We start from the raw sequence: 14,509 nt of genomic DNA, 5'->3' as shown, positions 1-14,509 counted from the left end.
GAGCTTGATCGGCCCATGACGTTCTCAGCTGTCGAATCGTTCAAACCAGGCCGTTGCGCTGCGCCAGCTCGATCAGATCAACCAGAGAGCGCGCATTGAGTTTCAGCAACAGGCGAGTCTTGTAGGTACTCACAGTCTTGTTGCTTAAAAACATGCCATCGGCGATTTCCTTGTTGGTCTTGCCGCGCGCCAACTGCTGCAACACCATCATTTCCCGCCCGGACAGACGATCAACCATGTCCGCTTCACTCGCATTGCCCAGACTGGTGCGCACGGTGTGCAGCGCCTGATTGGGAAAATAACTGTAGCCGGACAGTACTGCCTTGATCGCACTGAGCAATTCGGTCAGATCCTGCTGTTTGCACACGTAACCCGCTGCGCCCGATTGCATGCAACGCATTGAAAAATGGCCGGGAGCCTGGGAAGTCAGCACCAGCACTTTCACCGGCATGGCAGTGGAGGTCAGGCGCGCAATAACTTCCAGTCCGTCGAGTTTGGGTATTCCAATATCCAGGATGACAAGATCGGGTATTTGTTCACGAGCAATTTGTAGTGCATCAACGCCATTATCCGTTTCTGCAATGACTTCGTAGCCATGCCGTTCCATCAGCATACGTACCGCAAGTCGAATGACGGGGTGGTCATCCACGATCAGCACTTTATTCATGGGCAAGTCCAGTTTTCGCTGTTCGAATTTTTAGAACACGCACGATATCCCAGTCACTTGCTTCAAGGCATGGCAACTTTTACACGCATTTGCATCCAGAGACATTCCCTACAGGCATTGAGGATAATTCCCACAAATTCGCTGCCCTTACCCCATTGCAACCGCCTTCCGATCTTTCATACACCGGCGGAGTTTGATCTTCATGCAGTCGAGTCCTACGCCATGGTGGGTCGTTGGAAAACTTCAACAGGCGCAATTACGAACCTTCATACACGATGATTTACCTGTCAAATTGGCCTTGGGCAAGCACTGGGACATACGACGTAACGAACCGACACAACCACCTGTTCGACACAACATCGTTGATTCTATAAAACTTTAGTTAACAGCCGCGCACTTACACAAGCGCCTTTGCTATCGCTGAAACAACCAACTTAAACTAGACAAACCATGTAGAAGCAAACCAATGCTAAAGATAAAAAACAAAATCACCAACCCCATGACAGTCATCGCCATATTTGCAATTCTTTCGGAAACCTCGGCAGCGGTATCGTTACCATTTCTCGATAACAAGGACCGGGAAATTTACGTCTGGTTTCTGATCAGTTTCCCCTTTTACTTGTTATTCCTGTTCTTTATCACTCTCAACTTCAATCATCGCTCGCTTTACTCGCCTTCAGACTTCGGCAAAGACAAAAGCTTTTTGAAAACCACTCAAAATAACCAGAGGGACGAATCCTTTCGCGAAGCAGGCGAGCGTTGTGCTTTTGAGCTGACCAGTTGCATCGTGTCGGGTAAAACCGGGCCAGGCCGAGTGCCGATTCCCTGCAGAGTTCACAACGCGCCGGACCCACCGCTCGGTCCACGCGACCCATCCCATCCGGTTATGCAGAATATCAAGCTGTCACCCTGGGTAAGTGAACTGAACATCATTGACGCAAGAGAAGTTGATGCAGCGAAGGAATTCGATGCCATCTTCGAAACGCTAAAAGGCGTCGATAAAAAGCACGCGCGGGTTCTCGTATTTCTTTGTAATCATGCGTCGGACGCGCTTGCCCACTCCGCATTGCAACAGATCAGGCAGGCCAAGAAAGGCTCAGGAGCCACACTGTGCATCGTATATAACCTGTGTTCGCAGACGGTGACATTACTGGGACGAACCAGTTGAACCGGGTCAAGACTGCGCGCAGATACACGAGGGAGCCTGATGAACCAGAAAAAAAAGATGAAAAAAAGGCGGCCCTCAACAGGCCGCCTTTTTTATTGCGCGTCGTTCTGAGCCACTCAGAACAACTTGCGGCCCTTGTTGGCAGCAATGCGCATGCGCAGCGCGTTGAGCTTGATGAAGCCCGCCGCATCCGCCTGATTGTAAGCACCGCCATCTTCTTCGAAGGTGGCGATGTTGGCGTCGAACAGCGAATCGTCGGACTTGCGGCCGGTGACGATGACGTTGCCCTTGTACAGCTTCAGGCGCACTACGCCGTTCACGTTGACCTGCGAAGCGTCGATCATCTGTTGCAGCATCAGACGCTCAGGGCTCCACCAGTAGCCGGTGTAGATCAGGCTGGCGTACTTGGGCATCAGCTCGTCTTTGAGGTGAGCGACTTCGCGGTCCAGAGTGATCGATTCGATGGCACGGTGAGCGCGCAGCATGATGGTGCCACCCGGGGTCTCGTAGCAGCCACGGGACTTCATGCCGACGTAACGGTTTTCGACGATGTCGAGACGACCGATGCCGTGCTCGCCGCCGATCTTGTTCAGCGTCGCCAGTACGGTGGCCGGGGTCATTTCGACGCCGTCCAGCGCGACGATGTCGCCGTTGCGGTAAGTCAGTTCCAGGTATTGCGGGGTGTCGGGAGCCTTCTCCGGGGAGACGGTCCAGCGCCACATGTCTTCTTCGTGCTCGGTCCAGGTGTCTTCCAGCACGCCGCCTTCATAGGAGATGTGCAGCAGGTTGGCGTCCATCGAGTACGGGGATTTTTTCTTGCCGTGGCGTTCGATCGGGATCGCGTGCTTCTCGGCGTAGTCCATCAGCTTCTCGCGCGACAGCAGGTCCCACTCGCGCCAAGGGGCGATCACTTTCACGCCTGGCTTGAGCGCGTAGGCGCCCAGTTCGAAGCGCACCTGGTCGTTGCCCTTGCCGGTGGCGCCATGGGAAATGGCGTCGGCGCCGGTTTCGTTGGCGATTTCGATCAGGCGCTTGGCGATCAGCGGACGGGCGATGGAAGTACCCAGCAGGTACTCGCCTTCGTAAACGGTGTTGGCGCGGAACATCGGGAACACGAAATCACGCACGAACTCTTCGCGCAGATCGTCGATGTAGATTTCTTTGACGCCCATGGCCTGAGCCTTGGCGCGGGCCGGCTCGACCTCTTCGCCTTGACCGAGATCGGCGGTGAAAGTCACCACTTCACAGTTATAAGTATCCTGCAGCCACTTGAGGATCACCGAAGTGTCCAGGCCGCCGGAATACGCCAGAACGACCTTGTTTACGTCCGCCATGCCATCACTCCACGGGGTTCTACGGAAAGCCGGGGAGTCTACCGCTCAAACGCGATAATTTACAGAGGCGCGACAGCTTAAGACGACAAAGCGACAGAATCTGTCGAGAGCGCGACGATGACCGGCGAGTCAGGAAGTCGCTGCGGCGGTGGCTGGCGTACTCGCTTGCGGCGCTGGCGCAGGGGCTGTGGTCGGTGCCACACGTGACAGTTTCACATTGACCCGGCGATTCTTCGCACGATTGGCTTTGCTGGTGTTCGGCACGATCGGATACTGCTCGCCGTGGAAACGCACGGTGATCTGCGATTCCTGAATGCCGTTGGCCTTGAAGAAATCGACTACCGCCAGCGCGCGGCGGCGCGACAATTCGCGGTTGGTCAGACGATTGCCGCTGTTGTCGGAATGGCCGTCGAGGTCAATGTGGTTCACCGTCGGGTCGGCCTTCATGTATTCGAGCATCACTTGCAGCTTGGCCTTGGCAGCCGGGTCCAGCTCAACGCCTTCGCCGGGAAAGCCTATCTGCGATTGCTTGATCTGGTCGAAATTCTGCGGCAGCAATTTCGCCACGCAGCCTTGGTAGTCGTTGAACGCCTTGCTGAATTTCACCGGCAACAAACGCACTTCCGACACCCGGCCATCGCCAGACGCACGGCGAACTACCGGGCTACGGCCGTCCAGCAGACCGCTGATCAGCCCACCGGCCTGGGATTGCGAGCTGTTGAACAACACATTGCCACTGCCCAGCCGTACCGAGCCCAGATTGATATCGCCTCGCCCCGGCTGCCACGGTGCAGCGGCAGCGAGCAACGTCGCCGAGCCGCCACCAAGCATGGCGTTGTAGGCATTCAGGCGAAAGATCGCCTGCTCACCGGCCTTGCGCACGAATTCGCCCGAGCCGAAATCAGTGATCGGTTGCGTCAGGCGGCATTCGAACTTGTCGCCGGCGACCGTCCACTCAATGTTCTCCAGACGCGTCTGGTAAGTCAGCGCCATCGCGGGAAGGCTGGCAAACACACTGAGCAGGGCTAAATAACGCTGGCGCACGGGAGGCTCCATTGGCTTGTGAAACACAAACACCGATTCACACAATGTTTACGGCATACCTTCGGGATATCGGACGCTTGTGGCAAAACTTGATAGCGGGTGCCTGCAAGAGTCTTTTCCGGTAGCATTCGCCTCAGTTTGACCCGCCTGGAATCCCCTCATGTCCGACCGCCTGACCCTGCTGCGTCCCGACGACTGGCACATTCATCTTCGCGATGGTGCCGTGTTGACCAATACCGTTGCCGATGTGGCCCGCACCTTCGGGCGCGCGATCATCATGCCGAACCTGGTACCGCCGGTGCGCAACGCCGCTGAAGCCGACGGCTATCGTCAGCGCATTCTCGCTGCCCGCCCGGCCGGCAGTCAGTTCGAGCCGTTGATGGTGCTGTACCTCACCGACCGCACCCAACCGGAAGAAATTCGTCAGGCCAAGGCCAGCGGTTTCGTCTACGCCGCCAAGCTTTACCCGGCCGGCGCGACCACCAATTCCGATTCCGGCGTGACCAGCATCGACAAGATCTTCCCGGCGCTGGAAGCCATGGCCGAAGTCGGCATGCCGCTGTTGATCCACGGTGAAGTCACCCGTGGCGACGTCGATGTATTCGACCGCGAAAAGATTTTCATCGACGAGCACATGCGCCGCGTGGTCGAGCGTTTCCCGACGCTGAAAGTGGTGTTCGAGCACATCACCACCGGTGACGCCGTGCAATTCGTCAACGAGGCTTCGGCCAACGTCGGCGCGACCATCACCGCGCACCACCTGTTGTACAACCGTAACCACATGCTGGTGGGCGGGATTCGGCCACACTTCTATTGCTTGCCGATCCTCAAGCGCAACACCCATCAGGAAGCCTTGCTCGATGCCGCCACCAGCGGCAGCGCCAAGTTCTTCCTCGGCACCGACTCGGCGCCCCACGCCCAGCACGCCAAGGAAGCCGCCTGCGGTTGCGCCGGTTGCTACACCGCCTACGCCGCCATCGAGATGTATGCCGAAGCGTTTGAACAGCGTAATGCGCTGGACAAGCTCGAAGCCTTCGCCAGCCTCAACGGCCCGCGTTTCTACGGCCTGCCGGCAAACACCGATCGCATCACCCTGGTTCGCGAAGAATGGACCGCCCCAACCAGCCTGCCATTTGGCGAGCTGACCGTTATCCCGCTGCGCGCCGGTGAAAAACTGCGCTGGCGCCTGCTGGAGGAACACGCGTGAGTGAAGAGCATTTCGACGATGAGCTGGACGGTCAAGGTGGTGGCGGCGGTTCCCGTCACCCGATGGCAGCGCGTTTTCGCGGCTACCTGCCGGTTGTCGTCGACGTAGAAACCGGTGGCTTCAACGCAGCCACCGATGCCCTGCTGGAGATTGCCGCGACCACCATCGCCATGGATGAAAAGGGTTTCGTCTACCCGGATCACACCTACTTCTTCCGCGTCGAGCCATTCGAAGGTGCGAACGTTGAAGCGGCAGCGCTGGAATTCACCGGGATCAAGCTTGATCATCCGCTGCGCATGGCCGTCAGTGAAGAAACCGCGCTGACCGATATTTTCCGTGGCATCCGCAAGGCCCTGAAAGCCAACGGCTGCAAGCGGGCGATTCTGGTCGGGCACAACAGCAGCTTCGATCTGGGCTTTCTCAACGCAGCAGTTGCGCGCCTGGACATGAAGCGCAACCCGTTCCACCCGTTCTCCAGTTTCGACACGGCGACTCTGGCGGGTCTGGCGTACGGTCAGACAGTGCTAGCGAAAGCCTGTCAGGCCGCCGGCATCGATTTCGACGGTCGTGAGGCGCACTCGGCGCGCTACGACACCGAAAAGACCGCTGAGCTGTTCTGCGGCATCGTCAATCGCTGGAAACAGATGGGCGGCTGGGAAGACTTCGACGACTGATCCTCGGCGAACAAATCCCGCGCATAAAAAAACCGGCCACATGGGCCGGTTTTTTTGTACCTCGACGTTGCGCCTTACAGGGCAGCAGCGTTTTCGGTCAGGTAAGCCGCAACGCCTTCTGGCGAAGCGTTCATGCCTTTGTCGCCTTTCTTCCAGTTGGCCGGGCAGACTTCGCCGTGCTCTTCGTGGAATTGCAGCGCGTCGACCAGACGGATCAGCTCTTCCATGTTACGGCCCAGCGGCAGGTCGTTGATGATCTGCGAGCGAACCACGCCTTTGTCGTCGATCAGGAACGCGCCACGGAAAGCCACGCCGCCTTCGGATTCAACGTCGTAAGCCTTGGCGATGTCGTGCTTCATGTCGGCAGCCATGGTGTATTTCACCTGGCCGATGCCGCCATTGTTCACTGGAGTGTTGCGCCAGGCGTTGTGGGTGAAGTGCGAGTCGATCGACACAGCGATCACTTCAACGTTGCGCGCCTTGAAGTCAGCCATGCGGTTGTCCAGAGCGATCAGCTCGGACGGGCAGACGAAGGTGAAGTCCAGCGGGTAGAAGAACACCAGGCCGTATTTGCCTTTGATGGCCGAGGACAGGGTGAAGCTGTCAACGATCTCGCCATTGCCGAGTACGGCCGGGACGGTGAAGTCTGGGGCTTGTTTGCCTACGAGTACGCTCATTGATATCTCCTGGTGTAGAAACTTGAAGTTCAGGGTCCGGGCCAGCCTATCACCCTCAGGCGACAGCCCTGTGACACGAACCCTCTTCGCAAGGGACGACCATCATACACTGCGTGTTTGGCCTGTCCGTAACGGATTTTCCCTGTTCGGTTATCCACTGCGTATTCATTGGGTCAAGGGAGCGCCTGGCAAATACCGTTCGTCAGTCGCCGGCAAATTGGCTGGGAAGCGTTCCGAAAGCACTTTGACAATCATTCTCGTTAACATTAAGATCCATCGCAATTGAGTCACAACCAGCGACGGTTCTTACTTATGTATGTTTGCCTCTGCACTGGCGTCACCGACGGACAGATCCGCGAAGCGATCTATGAAGGTTGCTGCAGCTACAAAGAAGTTCGCCAGGCCACCGGCGTCGCCAGCCAGTGCGGCAAATGCGCCTGCCTTGCCAAGGAAGTGGTCCGCGAAACTCTGACCAAGCTGCAAACCGCCCAGGCCGCGATCCCTTACCCTGTAGAATTTACTGCTGCGTAAATGCCCCCATTTCAAAGAACCGGACTTCGCGTCCGGTTTTTTTATGCCTGAAAATCAATTGCTTAGCGTCCAGACGCGGAACACAAACATTCTTATTCCGATTAATTTTCATTTATTATTCAATAACTTAGGTTTGACACTTATAAACACCAAGCTCAAACTCCGCCTTATATACAGTTAATACAGGGCAGGACTCCGATCATGAAAGGCGACATTACAGTCATCCAGCATCTCAACAAGATCCTCGCCAATGAGCTGGTCGCGATCAATCAGTACTTCCTGCATGCGCGCATGTATGAAGATTGGGGTCTGAACAAGCTCGGCAAGCACGAATACCACGAATCCATCGACGAGATGAAGCACGCGGACAAGCTGATCAAGCGCATCCTGTTCCTTGAAGGCCTGCCGAATGTGCAGGACCTGGGCAAGCTGCACATCGGCGAACACACCCGCGAAATGCTCGAATGCGACCTGCGCATCGAAAAGACCGGCCACGCTGACCTGAAAGCCGCCATCGCCCATTGCGAAACCGTTGGCGACTTCGGCAGCCGTGAACTGCTCGAAGACATTCTCGAGTCGGAAGAAGAACACATCGACTGGCTGGAAACCCAGCTCGGCCTGATCGACAAGATCGGTCTGGAAAACTATCTGCAGTCGCAGATGGGCGAAGAGTAGGCGCTGTCGAGTGAAACGAGGCTGCGATCTTTATCGATTTCAGCCTTGATACTCAGTCAACTCATATAACCAACAAAAAGCCCCGCCCTCTTTCGAGGTGCGGGGCTTTTTGCTGGCCGAAGATCAAAAGATCGCAGCCTCGTTTCACTCGACAGCTCCTACGGGAGACGCGTCGTCGAGCGAAACTCTATGAACGTAGAATCAGGCTTCGGACTTGTTCGCCGCTGCCGCTTCGACAGCCGCCTTGATGGTGCTTTGCAGCGAACCGTCTGCAGCCATCTCGGTCATGATGTCGCTGCCGCCGACCAGCTCACCGCCGACCCACAGTTGCGGGAAAGTCGGCCAGTTGGCGTACTTTGGCAGGTTGGCGCGGATTTCCGGGTTCTGCAGGATGTCCACGTACGCGAACTTTTCACCACAGGCCATCACGGCTTGCGCAGCTTTTGCGGAGAAGCCGCACTGCGGGGCATTCGGCGAGCCTTTCATGTAAAGCAGAATGGTGTTGTTGGCAATCTGCTCTTTAATCGTTTCGATGATATCCATGGAGCACCTCGGCTGAACTTTCCGACTCAGAGGTCGGCACGGTGGCGCATTGTAACGGAATCCCGAGCGCCATGCTCGGTCTCCCCGACAGACCCGCTCAAGCCGCCGCCACTGTCACCGGCACACCGTTCAACGCCGCGTTGCCCGACAGTTCGTCAAGCTGGCACTCGTCGGTCAGGTCGTTGGCGCTCGACCCCGGCTGGCCGCTGGCGATCGCCATCTGCACGCCCGGGCGCGCGTGGCCCCAACCGTGGGGCAGGCTGACCACGCCTTTCATCATGTCGAGACTGGCGAGCACTTCCACCTCGATCTGCCCGACCCGCGAACTCACCCGAACCCGTTGCCCATCAGCCAGGCCACGGCTGGCCAGATCATCCGGGTGCATCAGCAACTGATGCCGCGGCTTGCCCTTCACCAGTCGATGGAAGTTGTGCATCCACGAATTGTTGCTGCGCACATGGCGGCGGCCGATCATCAACAACTCATCGGCAGCCGGCGCCTGCAACGCGGCAAAGCGAGCGAGGTCAGCGAGAATTTCCGGCGGTGCGGCCTGGATACGCTGATTCGGCGTTTTCAGACGTGATGCCAGATTCGGTTTCAGCGCACCCAGATCCACGCCATGCGGATGATCGAACAGCGTCGCCAACGACAACTTGTGCTCGGACGCATCGCCGTAGCGGCCCATACGCAGGCCCATGTCGATCATCTTCGCCGGCGGCATCGTCGGTTTCAGTTCTTTACCGGTTTTCTCGGCGAAAGCCTTGGCCAAACCGACGAAGATCTCCCAGTCGTGCAGCGCACCCTCGGGCTTGGCGAGGATCGCGCGATTGAAGCGGGTCACGTTACGCACCGCAAACAGGTTGAAAGTGGTGTCGTAGTGATCGTTTTCCAGCGCCGAGGTCGACGGCAGGATCAGATCGGCATAGCGCGTGGTTTCGTTGATGTACAGGTCGATGCAGAGCATGAAGTCGAGGCCATCCAGCGCCTGCTCCAGTTGCCGGCCGTTGGGTGTCGACAACACCGGGTTGCCGGCCACGGTGATCAGCGCGCGGATCTGCCCCTCACCCTCCGTGAGCATTTCTTCGGCCAGCGCCGAGACCGGCAACTCGCCGCCGTATTCAGGACGACCGGAAACCCGGCTCTGCCATTTGTTGAAATGCCCGCCCGAGGTCGACGCCACCAGATCCACAGCGGGTTCGGTGCACAGTGCACCACCAACGCGGTCGAGGTTGCCGGTGACCAGGTTGATCAACTGCACCACCCAATGACACAAGGTACCGAAGGCCTGGGTCGAAACGCCCATGCGTCCATAGCAGACGGCGCTTGGCGCGGCAGCGAAGTCGCGCGCCAGTTGGCGGATCTGTTCGGCAGGCACTGCGCAAAGCGGGCTCATCGCTTCGGCGCTGAATTCAGCCACGGCGTTTCGCACTTCGTCGAGGCCATCGACCGGCAAATGGCTGTCGCGGGTCAGGCCTTCGCTGAACAGCGTATTGAGCATGCCGAACAACAGCGCCGCATCGCCGCCCGGGCGAACGAATACATGTTGATCGGCCATCGCTGCGGTTTCGCTGCGCCGCGGATCGACCACCACCACTTTGCCGCCACGTGCCTGAATAGCCTTCAGGCGTTTCTCGACATCCGGCACGGTCATGATGCTGCCGTTGGACGCCAGCGGATTGCCGCCGAGAATCAGCATGAAATCGGTGTGATCGATGTCCGGAATTGGCAACAGCAAGCCGTGGCCGTACATCAGATAGCTGCTGAGGTGGTGCGGCAGTTGATCGACCGACGTTGCCGAGTAGCGATTGCGGGTTTTCAGCAACCCCAGGAAGTAATTGCTGTGGGTCATCAGGCCGTAGTTGTGCACGCTCGGATTGCCCTGATACACCGCAACGGCGTTTTGGCCGTGACGTTCCTGAATCGCCGCGAGTTTCTCGGCCACCAGCGCAAACGCCTCGTCCCATTCGATCGGCAGCCATTCACTGCCGACGCGGCGCATTGGCTGCCGCAGGCGGTCGGGATCGCTCTGAATATCTTGCAGGGCCACGGCTTTCGGGCAGATATGGCCGCGGCTGAAGGTGTCGAGGGCATCGCCCTTGATCGAGGTGATCGCGACATCGCCATCGGTTTCCGTAGTTTCGATGGTCAGCCCGCAAATGGCTTCGCACAGGTGGCACGCACGGTGGTGAAGAGTCTTGGTCATGGCCAGTCTCTGTCTTGTTCGGGGGCAGGCAATCACGCCCGCGGGAACAAAACTATGGCCCGTGCGCGGAGCAGGCGCCAGCGACGTTCGTCTCGTGAATCGACGGTTATCAGGGCAGCCGATAAACCGTCGCGATCAGTTCGAAGGCAACTGCGGCGGTGCGGCCAGCTGGATTTCCTGGATGGTTTCGATCTGCTCGTGGGCGACGTGGACGCCGGTGAGCTCGCCGATCAACCGCCAGTGCTCATCGAGCCCGGCGCTAATGGTGGCCATGCGATCGATCATGTGTCGGCCGGCGGATTTGACCACTTCGTCGTCACTGCGCAGCAACTCGAAAGACATCGAGGTGACTGACGCGGTGAGATGGGTCAGAGAGCGAGCCGTGTGGCCCAGCAGCTCCATTAACAGTTGTTCTTTCGATTCCATGCGGAGGCTCCCTGCGTCGCTCGAAACTTATTTATAACCCAGCACTTTGCTTTAGCAAATGTTTCAGTCTGAACATCCGACCAAGCGAATCGGTGGCGCAGCGTTCGCAAACCGACCAGGACCGCTGCGTTGCCGTCGCGGCGCATTGCCAAGCGCGGCGGCGCCAGTGTACAAAGAGGCTCACCACTGTACTGAATCCGGCTTCAACATGCGTGATCGAAATGCTCGGTCCGCGCTCCGAATCCCACTGAAAAAGTACCCTATTGGAAAAACGCGACATTTAGTGTCAATATCGCGCCTCCCCCTATTTCGTCGCCCCGTGCGGCTTACGCCGCAGGTCTCGCCCGTTGTTCCGTTAAACAAGGCTTTGAGCATCTGCGGTCTGTAGCAAAAAGGTAGTCAATGATGAGCGCAAGGCACTTTCTCTCCCTGATGGATTGCACGCCCGAAGAGCTGGTCAGCGTGATCCGTCGAGGCGTTGAGCTCAAGGACCTGCGTAACCGCGGCGTACTGTTCGAGCCTCTGAAAAACCGCGTGCTGGGGATGATCTTCGAAAAATCCTCGACCCGCACCCGGATCTCCTTCGAGGCCGGCATGATCCAGCTCGGCGGCCAGGCAATCTTCCTGTCCCCGCGCGACACCCAACTGGGCCGTGGCGAGCCGATCAGCGATTGCGCCATCGTCATGTCGAGCATGCTCGATGCGGTGATGATCCGCACCTTCGCCCACAGCACCCTCACCGAATTCGCCGCCAACTCGCGGGTGCCGGTAATCAACGGCCTGTCCGATGATCTGCACCCGTGCCAGTTGCTCGCCGACATGCAGACCTTCCTCGAACACCGTGGCTCGATCCAGGGCAAGACCGTGGCCTGGATTGGTGACGGCAACAACATGTGCAACAGCTATATAGAAGCGGCGATCCAGTTCGACTTCCAGCTGCGCGTTGCCTGCCCGGAAGGCTACGAGCCGAACCCGGAATTCGTCGCCCAGGCTGGTGATCGCGTGACCATCGTCCGCGATCCGCAGGACGCCGTGCGTGGCGCGCATCTGGTCAGCACCGACGTCTGGACTTCGATGGGTCAGGAAGAGGAAACTGCCAAGCGCCTCAAGCTGTTCGCGCCGTTTCAGGTCAACCGTGCCTTGCTCGACCTCGCTGCCGAGGACGTGCTGTTCATGCACTGCCTGCCGGCGCACCGTGGCGAAGAAATCAGTCTCGACCTGCTCGATGACCCGCGCTCCGTCGCCTGGGATCAGGCAGAAAACCGTCTCCACGCACAGAAGGCCCTGCTCGAGTTCCTCGTCGAACCGGCATATCACCACGCATGAGCCATGAATTACTGCTGAACCTGCGCAACCTCGCTTGCGGCTACCAAGATCAACGCGTGGTGCAGAACCTCAATCTGCACCTCAACGCCGGCGACATCGGCTGCCTGCTCGGCTCGTCTGGCTGCGGCAAGACCACCACCCTGCGCGCAATCGCCGGTTTCGAACCGGTGCATGAAGGCGAAATCACCCTCGGTGGCGAAACCCTGTCCAGTGCCGGTTTCACCCTGGCGCCGGAGAAACGCCGGATCGGCATGGTGTTTCAGGACTACGCGCTGTTCCCGCACCTGAGCGTGGCCGACAACATCGCTTTCGGCATTCGTAAGCACCCGAACAAGGCGCGCGTGGTCGAAGAGCTGCTGGAACTGGTCAACCTGAAAAACCTCGGCAAGCGCTTCCCCCACGAATTGTCCGGCGGTCAGCAACAGCGCGTCGCCCTCGCCCGCGCCCTGGCGCCGGAGCCGCAGTTGCTGCTGCTCGACGAGCCGTTCTCCAATCTCGATGGCGAACTGCGCCGCAAGCTCAGCCATGAGGTGCGCGACATTCTCAAGGCTCGTGGCACCAGTGCGATTCTGGTCACCCACGATCAGGAAGAAGCGTTCGCCGTCAGCGATCACGTTGGCGTGTTCAAGGAAGGTCGGCTGGAACAGTGGGATACGCCCTACAACCTCTATCACGAACCGGCGACGCCGTATGTCGCCAGTTTCATCGGTCAGGGCTATTTCATTCGCGGCCAGCTCGTCACCCCGGAATCGGTGCAGACCGAGCTGGGTGAACTGCGCGGCAACCGCGCTTACACCTGGCCGATTGGCGGTGCAGTGGATGTGCTGTTGCGTCCGGATGACATTGTTTATGCACCGGACAGCCCATTGAAGGCGCAGATTGTCGGCAAGACATTCCTCGGCGCGGCGACCTTGTATCGCCTGCAACTGCCGACCGGCGCGCAGCTGGAATCGATCTTCCCCAGCCATGCCGATCATCTGGTTGGCGCGCAGGTCGGGATTCGAGTAGCGGCGGATCACCTGGTGCTGTTCCAGGCATCCGGCAGCACGGCGGCGCAGATTCCGGCGGTGGAAAACGGCGTCCGTCGGTTCAGCACCAGCCTTTGATCCGCACTGGATAAAAATTGTGGGAGCGAGCCTGCTCGCGAATGCGGTGTTTCAGTCGCCGAAGATGTTGACTGAAAGAGCGCTTTCGCGAGCAGGCTCGCTCCCACAGTTGGTATTGCCTCAGCCTAAAAACAGGGTACCGCTGGCCACAAGCGTCGCATTGCCGCCAATCTTCACCCGCTCACCTTCCAGCCGACAGAACAACTCCCCACCCCGCGCCGAGCGCTGGCACGCGGTCAGATTCGTTTTGCCCAGACGCTTGGACCAGTACGGAATCAGGCTGCAATGCGTCGAACCGGTCACCGGATCTTCATTGATACCGATCGCCGGGGCGAAATAGCGCGAGACGAAATCATGCTGGTTGCCACGCGCGGTGACGATTGCACCCAGCCATGGCAGTTTCGCCAGCGCCGCCATGTCCGGTTTGCAGTCGAGCACGGCCTGCTCCGATTCCAGCACCACGAACAGTTCGTTGGAGCCGAGCACATCAACAGCCTCGACACCCAGCGCCCGCTCGACATCCAGCGTCACGCCGATTTCCGAAGGCACGATGGTCGGGAAATCCAGCCACAGCCGGTCGCCTTCGCGGCTGACACTCAGCGGCCCGGACTTGCAGATGAAGTCGATGCGCTCGGCACTTTCCTTATAGATTTCGAACAGTACAAACGCGCTGGCCAGGGTCGCATGCCCGCACAGCGGCACTTCAGTAGTCGGAGTGAACCAGCGGATATGCCAGGCCTGCCCTTCGCGCACCAGAAACGCAGTCTCCGCCAGGTTGTGTTCGGCGGCGATTTTCTGCATCAAGTCATCGGCCAGCCAGCTGTCGAGCCGATAGACCATCGCCGGGTTGCCACTGAACGGCCGATCACTGAACGCGTCGACCTGATGAAACGCAAGCTGCATGATTTTCTCCCTGAATTGGTCGACC

Annotated in this window: 15 protein-coding genes; 7 read left to right on the top strand and 8 right to left on the bottom strand. The window is 58.6% G+C overall.

Translation table 11 applies throughout. The features are described from left to right. Positions 1-40 precede the first annotated feature (40 nt). Positions 41-667 (bottom strand): response regulator transcription factor, encoded by a 627-nt coding sequence (locus AB4N48_RS03510; protein ID WP_016773408.1) that lies wholly within the window; start codon positions 665-667, stop codon positions 41-43. Between the two features lie 466 nt (positions 668-1,133). Between AB4N48_RS03510 and AB4N48_RS03505 the strand changes: the two genes are divergently transcribed. Beyond that, positions 1,134-1,835 (top strand): hypothetical protein, encoded by a 702-nt coding sequence (locus AB4N48_RS03505; protein WP_095181788.1) that lies wholly within the window; start codon positions 1,134-1,136, stop codon positions 1,833-1,835. A gap of 116 nt (positions 1,836-1,951) precedes the next feature. On the opposite strand, the gene AB4N48_RS03500 is transcribed toward AB4N48_RS03505, so the two are convergent. Both AB4N48_RS03500 and AB4N48_RS03495 read right to left on the bottom strand, forming a co-directional pair. Beyond that, positions 1,952-3,169, bottom strand: coding sequence for an argininosuccinate synthase (locus tag AB4N48_RS03500; protein WP_007953201.1), 1,218 nt, complete (start codon positions 3,167-3,169; stop codon positions 1,952-1,954). Between the two features lie 129 nt (positions 3,170-3,298). Beyond that, positions 3,299-4,213, bottom strand: a complete 915-nt coding sequence (locus tag AB4N48_RS03495; protein WP_236168279.1) for a flagellar protein MotY — start codon at positions 4,211-4,213, stop codon at positions 3,299-3,301. Positions 4,214-4,373: 160 nt separating this feature from the next. Between AB4N48_RS03495 and pyrC the strand changes: the two genes are divergently transcribed. Together pyrC and rnt are read left to right on the top strand one after the other, a co-directional pair. Continuing rightward, entirely contained in the window at positions 4,374-5,420 is a 1,047-nt protein-coding gene (pyrC, locus tag AB4N48_RS03490) for a dihydroorotase (RefSeq protein WP_016773405.1), read from the top strand. Beyond that, entirely contained in the window at positions 5,417-6,094 is a 678-nt protein-coding gene (gene rnt, locus AB4N48_RS03485; RefSeq protein WP_252868210.1) for a ribonuclease T, read from the top strand. Before pyrC ends, rnt begins: the two co-directional genes overlap by 4 nt. Positions 6,095-6,168: 74 nt before the next feature. On the opposite strand, the gene AB4N48_RS03480 is transcribed toward rnt, so the two are convergent. Further along, on the bottom strand, positions 6,169-6,771 hold the full coding sequence (locus tag AB4N48_RS03480; protein ID WP_003227723.1) for a peroxiredoxin: 603 nt from the start codon (positions 6,769-6,771) through the stop codon (positions 6,169-6,171). Between the two features lie 312 nt (positions 6,772-7,083). On the opposite strand from AB4N48_RS03480, the gene AB4N48_RS03475 reads away from it, so the two are divergent. Together AB4N48_RS03475 and bfr are read left to right on the top strand one after the other, a co-directional pair. Further along, on the top strand, positions 7,084-7,302 hold the full coding sequence (locus AB4N48_RS03475; protein WP_003227725.1) for a bacterioferritin-associated ferredoxin: 219 nt from the start codon (positions 7,084-7,086) through the stop codon (positions 7,300-7,302). A gap of 201 nt (positions 7,303-7,503) precedes the next feature. Then, positions 7,504-7,977 carry a bacterioferritin gene (gene bfr / locus AB4N48_RS03470; protein WP_016773403.1) on the top strand — a complete coding sequence of 158 codons (474 nt, stop codon included), beginning with the start codon at positions 7,504-7,506 and terminating at the stop codon, positions 7,975-7,977. A gap of 201 nt (positions 7,978-8,178) precedes the next feature. On the opposite strand, the gene grxD is transcribed toward bfr, so the two are convergent. The 3 genes from grxD to AB4N48_RS03455 all read right to left on the bottom strand — a co-directional run bounded on the left by grxD (position 8,179) and on the right by AB4N48_RS03455 (position 11,149). After that, entirely contained in the window at positions 8,179-8,520 is a 342-nt protein-coding gene (gene grxD / locus AB4N48_RS03465) for a Grx4 family monothiol glutaredoxin (RefSeq protein ID WP_016773402.1), read from the bottom strand. A 97-nt stretch (positions 8,521-8,617) separates the two neighbouring features. Beyond that, a complete protein-coding gene (locus AB4N48_RS03460) occupies positions 8,618-10,723 on the bottom strand; it encodes a molybdopterin oxidoreductase family protein (protein WP_252868211.1) in 2,106 nt (701 codons plus the stop codon). 135 nt (positions 10,724-10,858) lie between these two features. Beyond that, the gene (locus AB4N48_RS03455; protein ID WP_041479870.1) at positions 10,859-11,149 is read right to left on the bottom strand and encodes a hypothetical protein; all 291 of its coding nucleotides are present in this window, start codon (positions 11,147-11,149) and stop codon (positions 10,859-10,861) included. Positions 11,150-11,554: 405 nt separating this feature from the next. Between AB4N48_RS03455 and argF the strand changes: the two genes are divergently transcribed. Together argF and AB4N48_RS03445 are read left to right on the top strand one after the other, a co-directional pair. After that, entirely contained in the window at positions 11,555-12,475 is a 921-nt protein-coding gene (gene argF, locus AB4N48_RS03450; RefSeq protein ID WP_024014160.1) for an ornithine carbamoyltransferase, read from the top strand. Next, the gene (locus AB4N48_RS03445) at positions 12,472-13,581 is read left to right on the top strand and encodes an ABC transporter ATP-binding protein (RefSeq protein WP_095181785.1); all 1,110 of its coding nucleotides are present in this window, start codon (positions 12,472-12,474) and stop codon (positions 13,579-13,581) included. Before argF ends, AB4N48_RS03445 begins: the two co-directional genes overlap by 4 nt. A gap of 120 nt (positions 13,582-13,701) precedes the next feature. On the opposite strand, the gene AB4N48_RS03440 is transcribed toward AB4N48_RS03445, so the two are convergent. Next, positions 13,702-14,484: a PhzF family phenazine biosynthesis protein gene (locus tag AB4N48_RS03440; RefSeq protein WP_095181784.1), complete on the bottom strand. Its 783-nt coding sequence runs from the start codon at positions 14,482-14,484 to the stop codon at positions 13,702-13,704. Positions 14,485-14,509: the final 25 nt, after the last annotated feature.

This window comes from Pseudomonas sp. S2_C11 (assembly GCF_054668395.1).
Note: the sequence above shows the minus strand (reverse complement) of the source record. Positions and strands in the feature narration are given on the sequence as shown.

What these genes read in the sequence shown, in the direction of transcription:
- AB4N48_RS03510 (WP_016773408.1), bottom strand. Translation starts at nt 667, where the DNA reads ATGAATAAAGTGCTGATCGTGGATGACCACCCCGTCATTCGACTTGCG.
- AB4N48_RS03475 (WP_003227725.1), top strand. Translation starts at nt 7,084, where the DNA reads ATGTATGTTTGCCTCTGCACTGGCGTCACCGACGGACAGATCCGCGAA.
- AB4N48_RS03455 (WP_041479870.1), bottom strand. Translation starts at nt 11,149, where the DNA reads ATGGAATCGAAAGAACAACTGTTAATGGAGCTGCTGGGCCACACGGCT.
- AB4N48_RS03460 (WP_252868211.1), bottom strand. Translation starts at nt 10,723, where the DNA reads ATGACCAAGACTCTTCACCACCGTGCGTGCCACCTGTGCGAAGCCATT.
- pyrC (WP_016773405.1), top strand. Translation starts at nt 4,374, where the DNA reads ATGTCCGACCGCCTGACCCTGCTGCGTCCCGACGACTGGCACATTCAT.
- AB4N48_RS03440 (WP_095181784.1), bottom strand. Translation starts at nt 14,484, where the DNA reads ATGCAGCTTGCGTTTCATCAGGTCGACGCGTTCAGTGATCGGCCGTTC.
- AB4N48_RS03500 (WP_007953201.1), bottom strand. Translation starts at nt 3,169, where the DNA reads ATGGCGGACGTAAACAAGGTCGTTCTGGCGTATTCCGGCGGCCTGGAC.
- argF (WP_024014160.1), top strand. Translation starts at nt 11,555, where the DNA reads ATGAGCGCAAGGCACTTTCTCTCCCTGATGGATTGCACGCCCGAAGAG.
- bfr (WP_016773403.1), top strand. Translation starts at nt 7,504, where the DNA reads ATGAAAGGCGACATTACAGTCATCCAGCATCTCAACAAGATCCTCGCC.
- AB4N48_RS03445 (WP_095181785.1), top strand. Translation starts at nt 12,472, where the DNA reads ATGAGCCATGAATTACTGCTGAACCTGCGCAACCTCGCTTGCGGCTAC.
- AB4N48_RS03505 (WP_095181788.1), top strand. Translation starts at nt 1,134, where the DNA reads ATGCTAAAGATAAAAAACAAAATCACCAACCCCATGACAGTCATCGCC.
- AB4N48_RS03480 (WP_003227723.1), bottom strand. Translation starts at nt 6,771, where the DNA reads ATGAGCGTACTCGTAGGCAAACAAGCCCCAGACTTCACCGTCCCGGCC.
- grxD (WP_016773402.1), bottom strand. Translation starts at nt 8,520, where the DNA reads ATGGATATCATCGAAACGATTAAAGAGCAGATTGCCAACAACACCATT.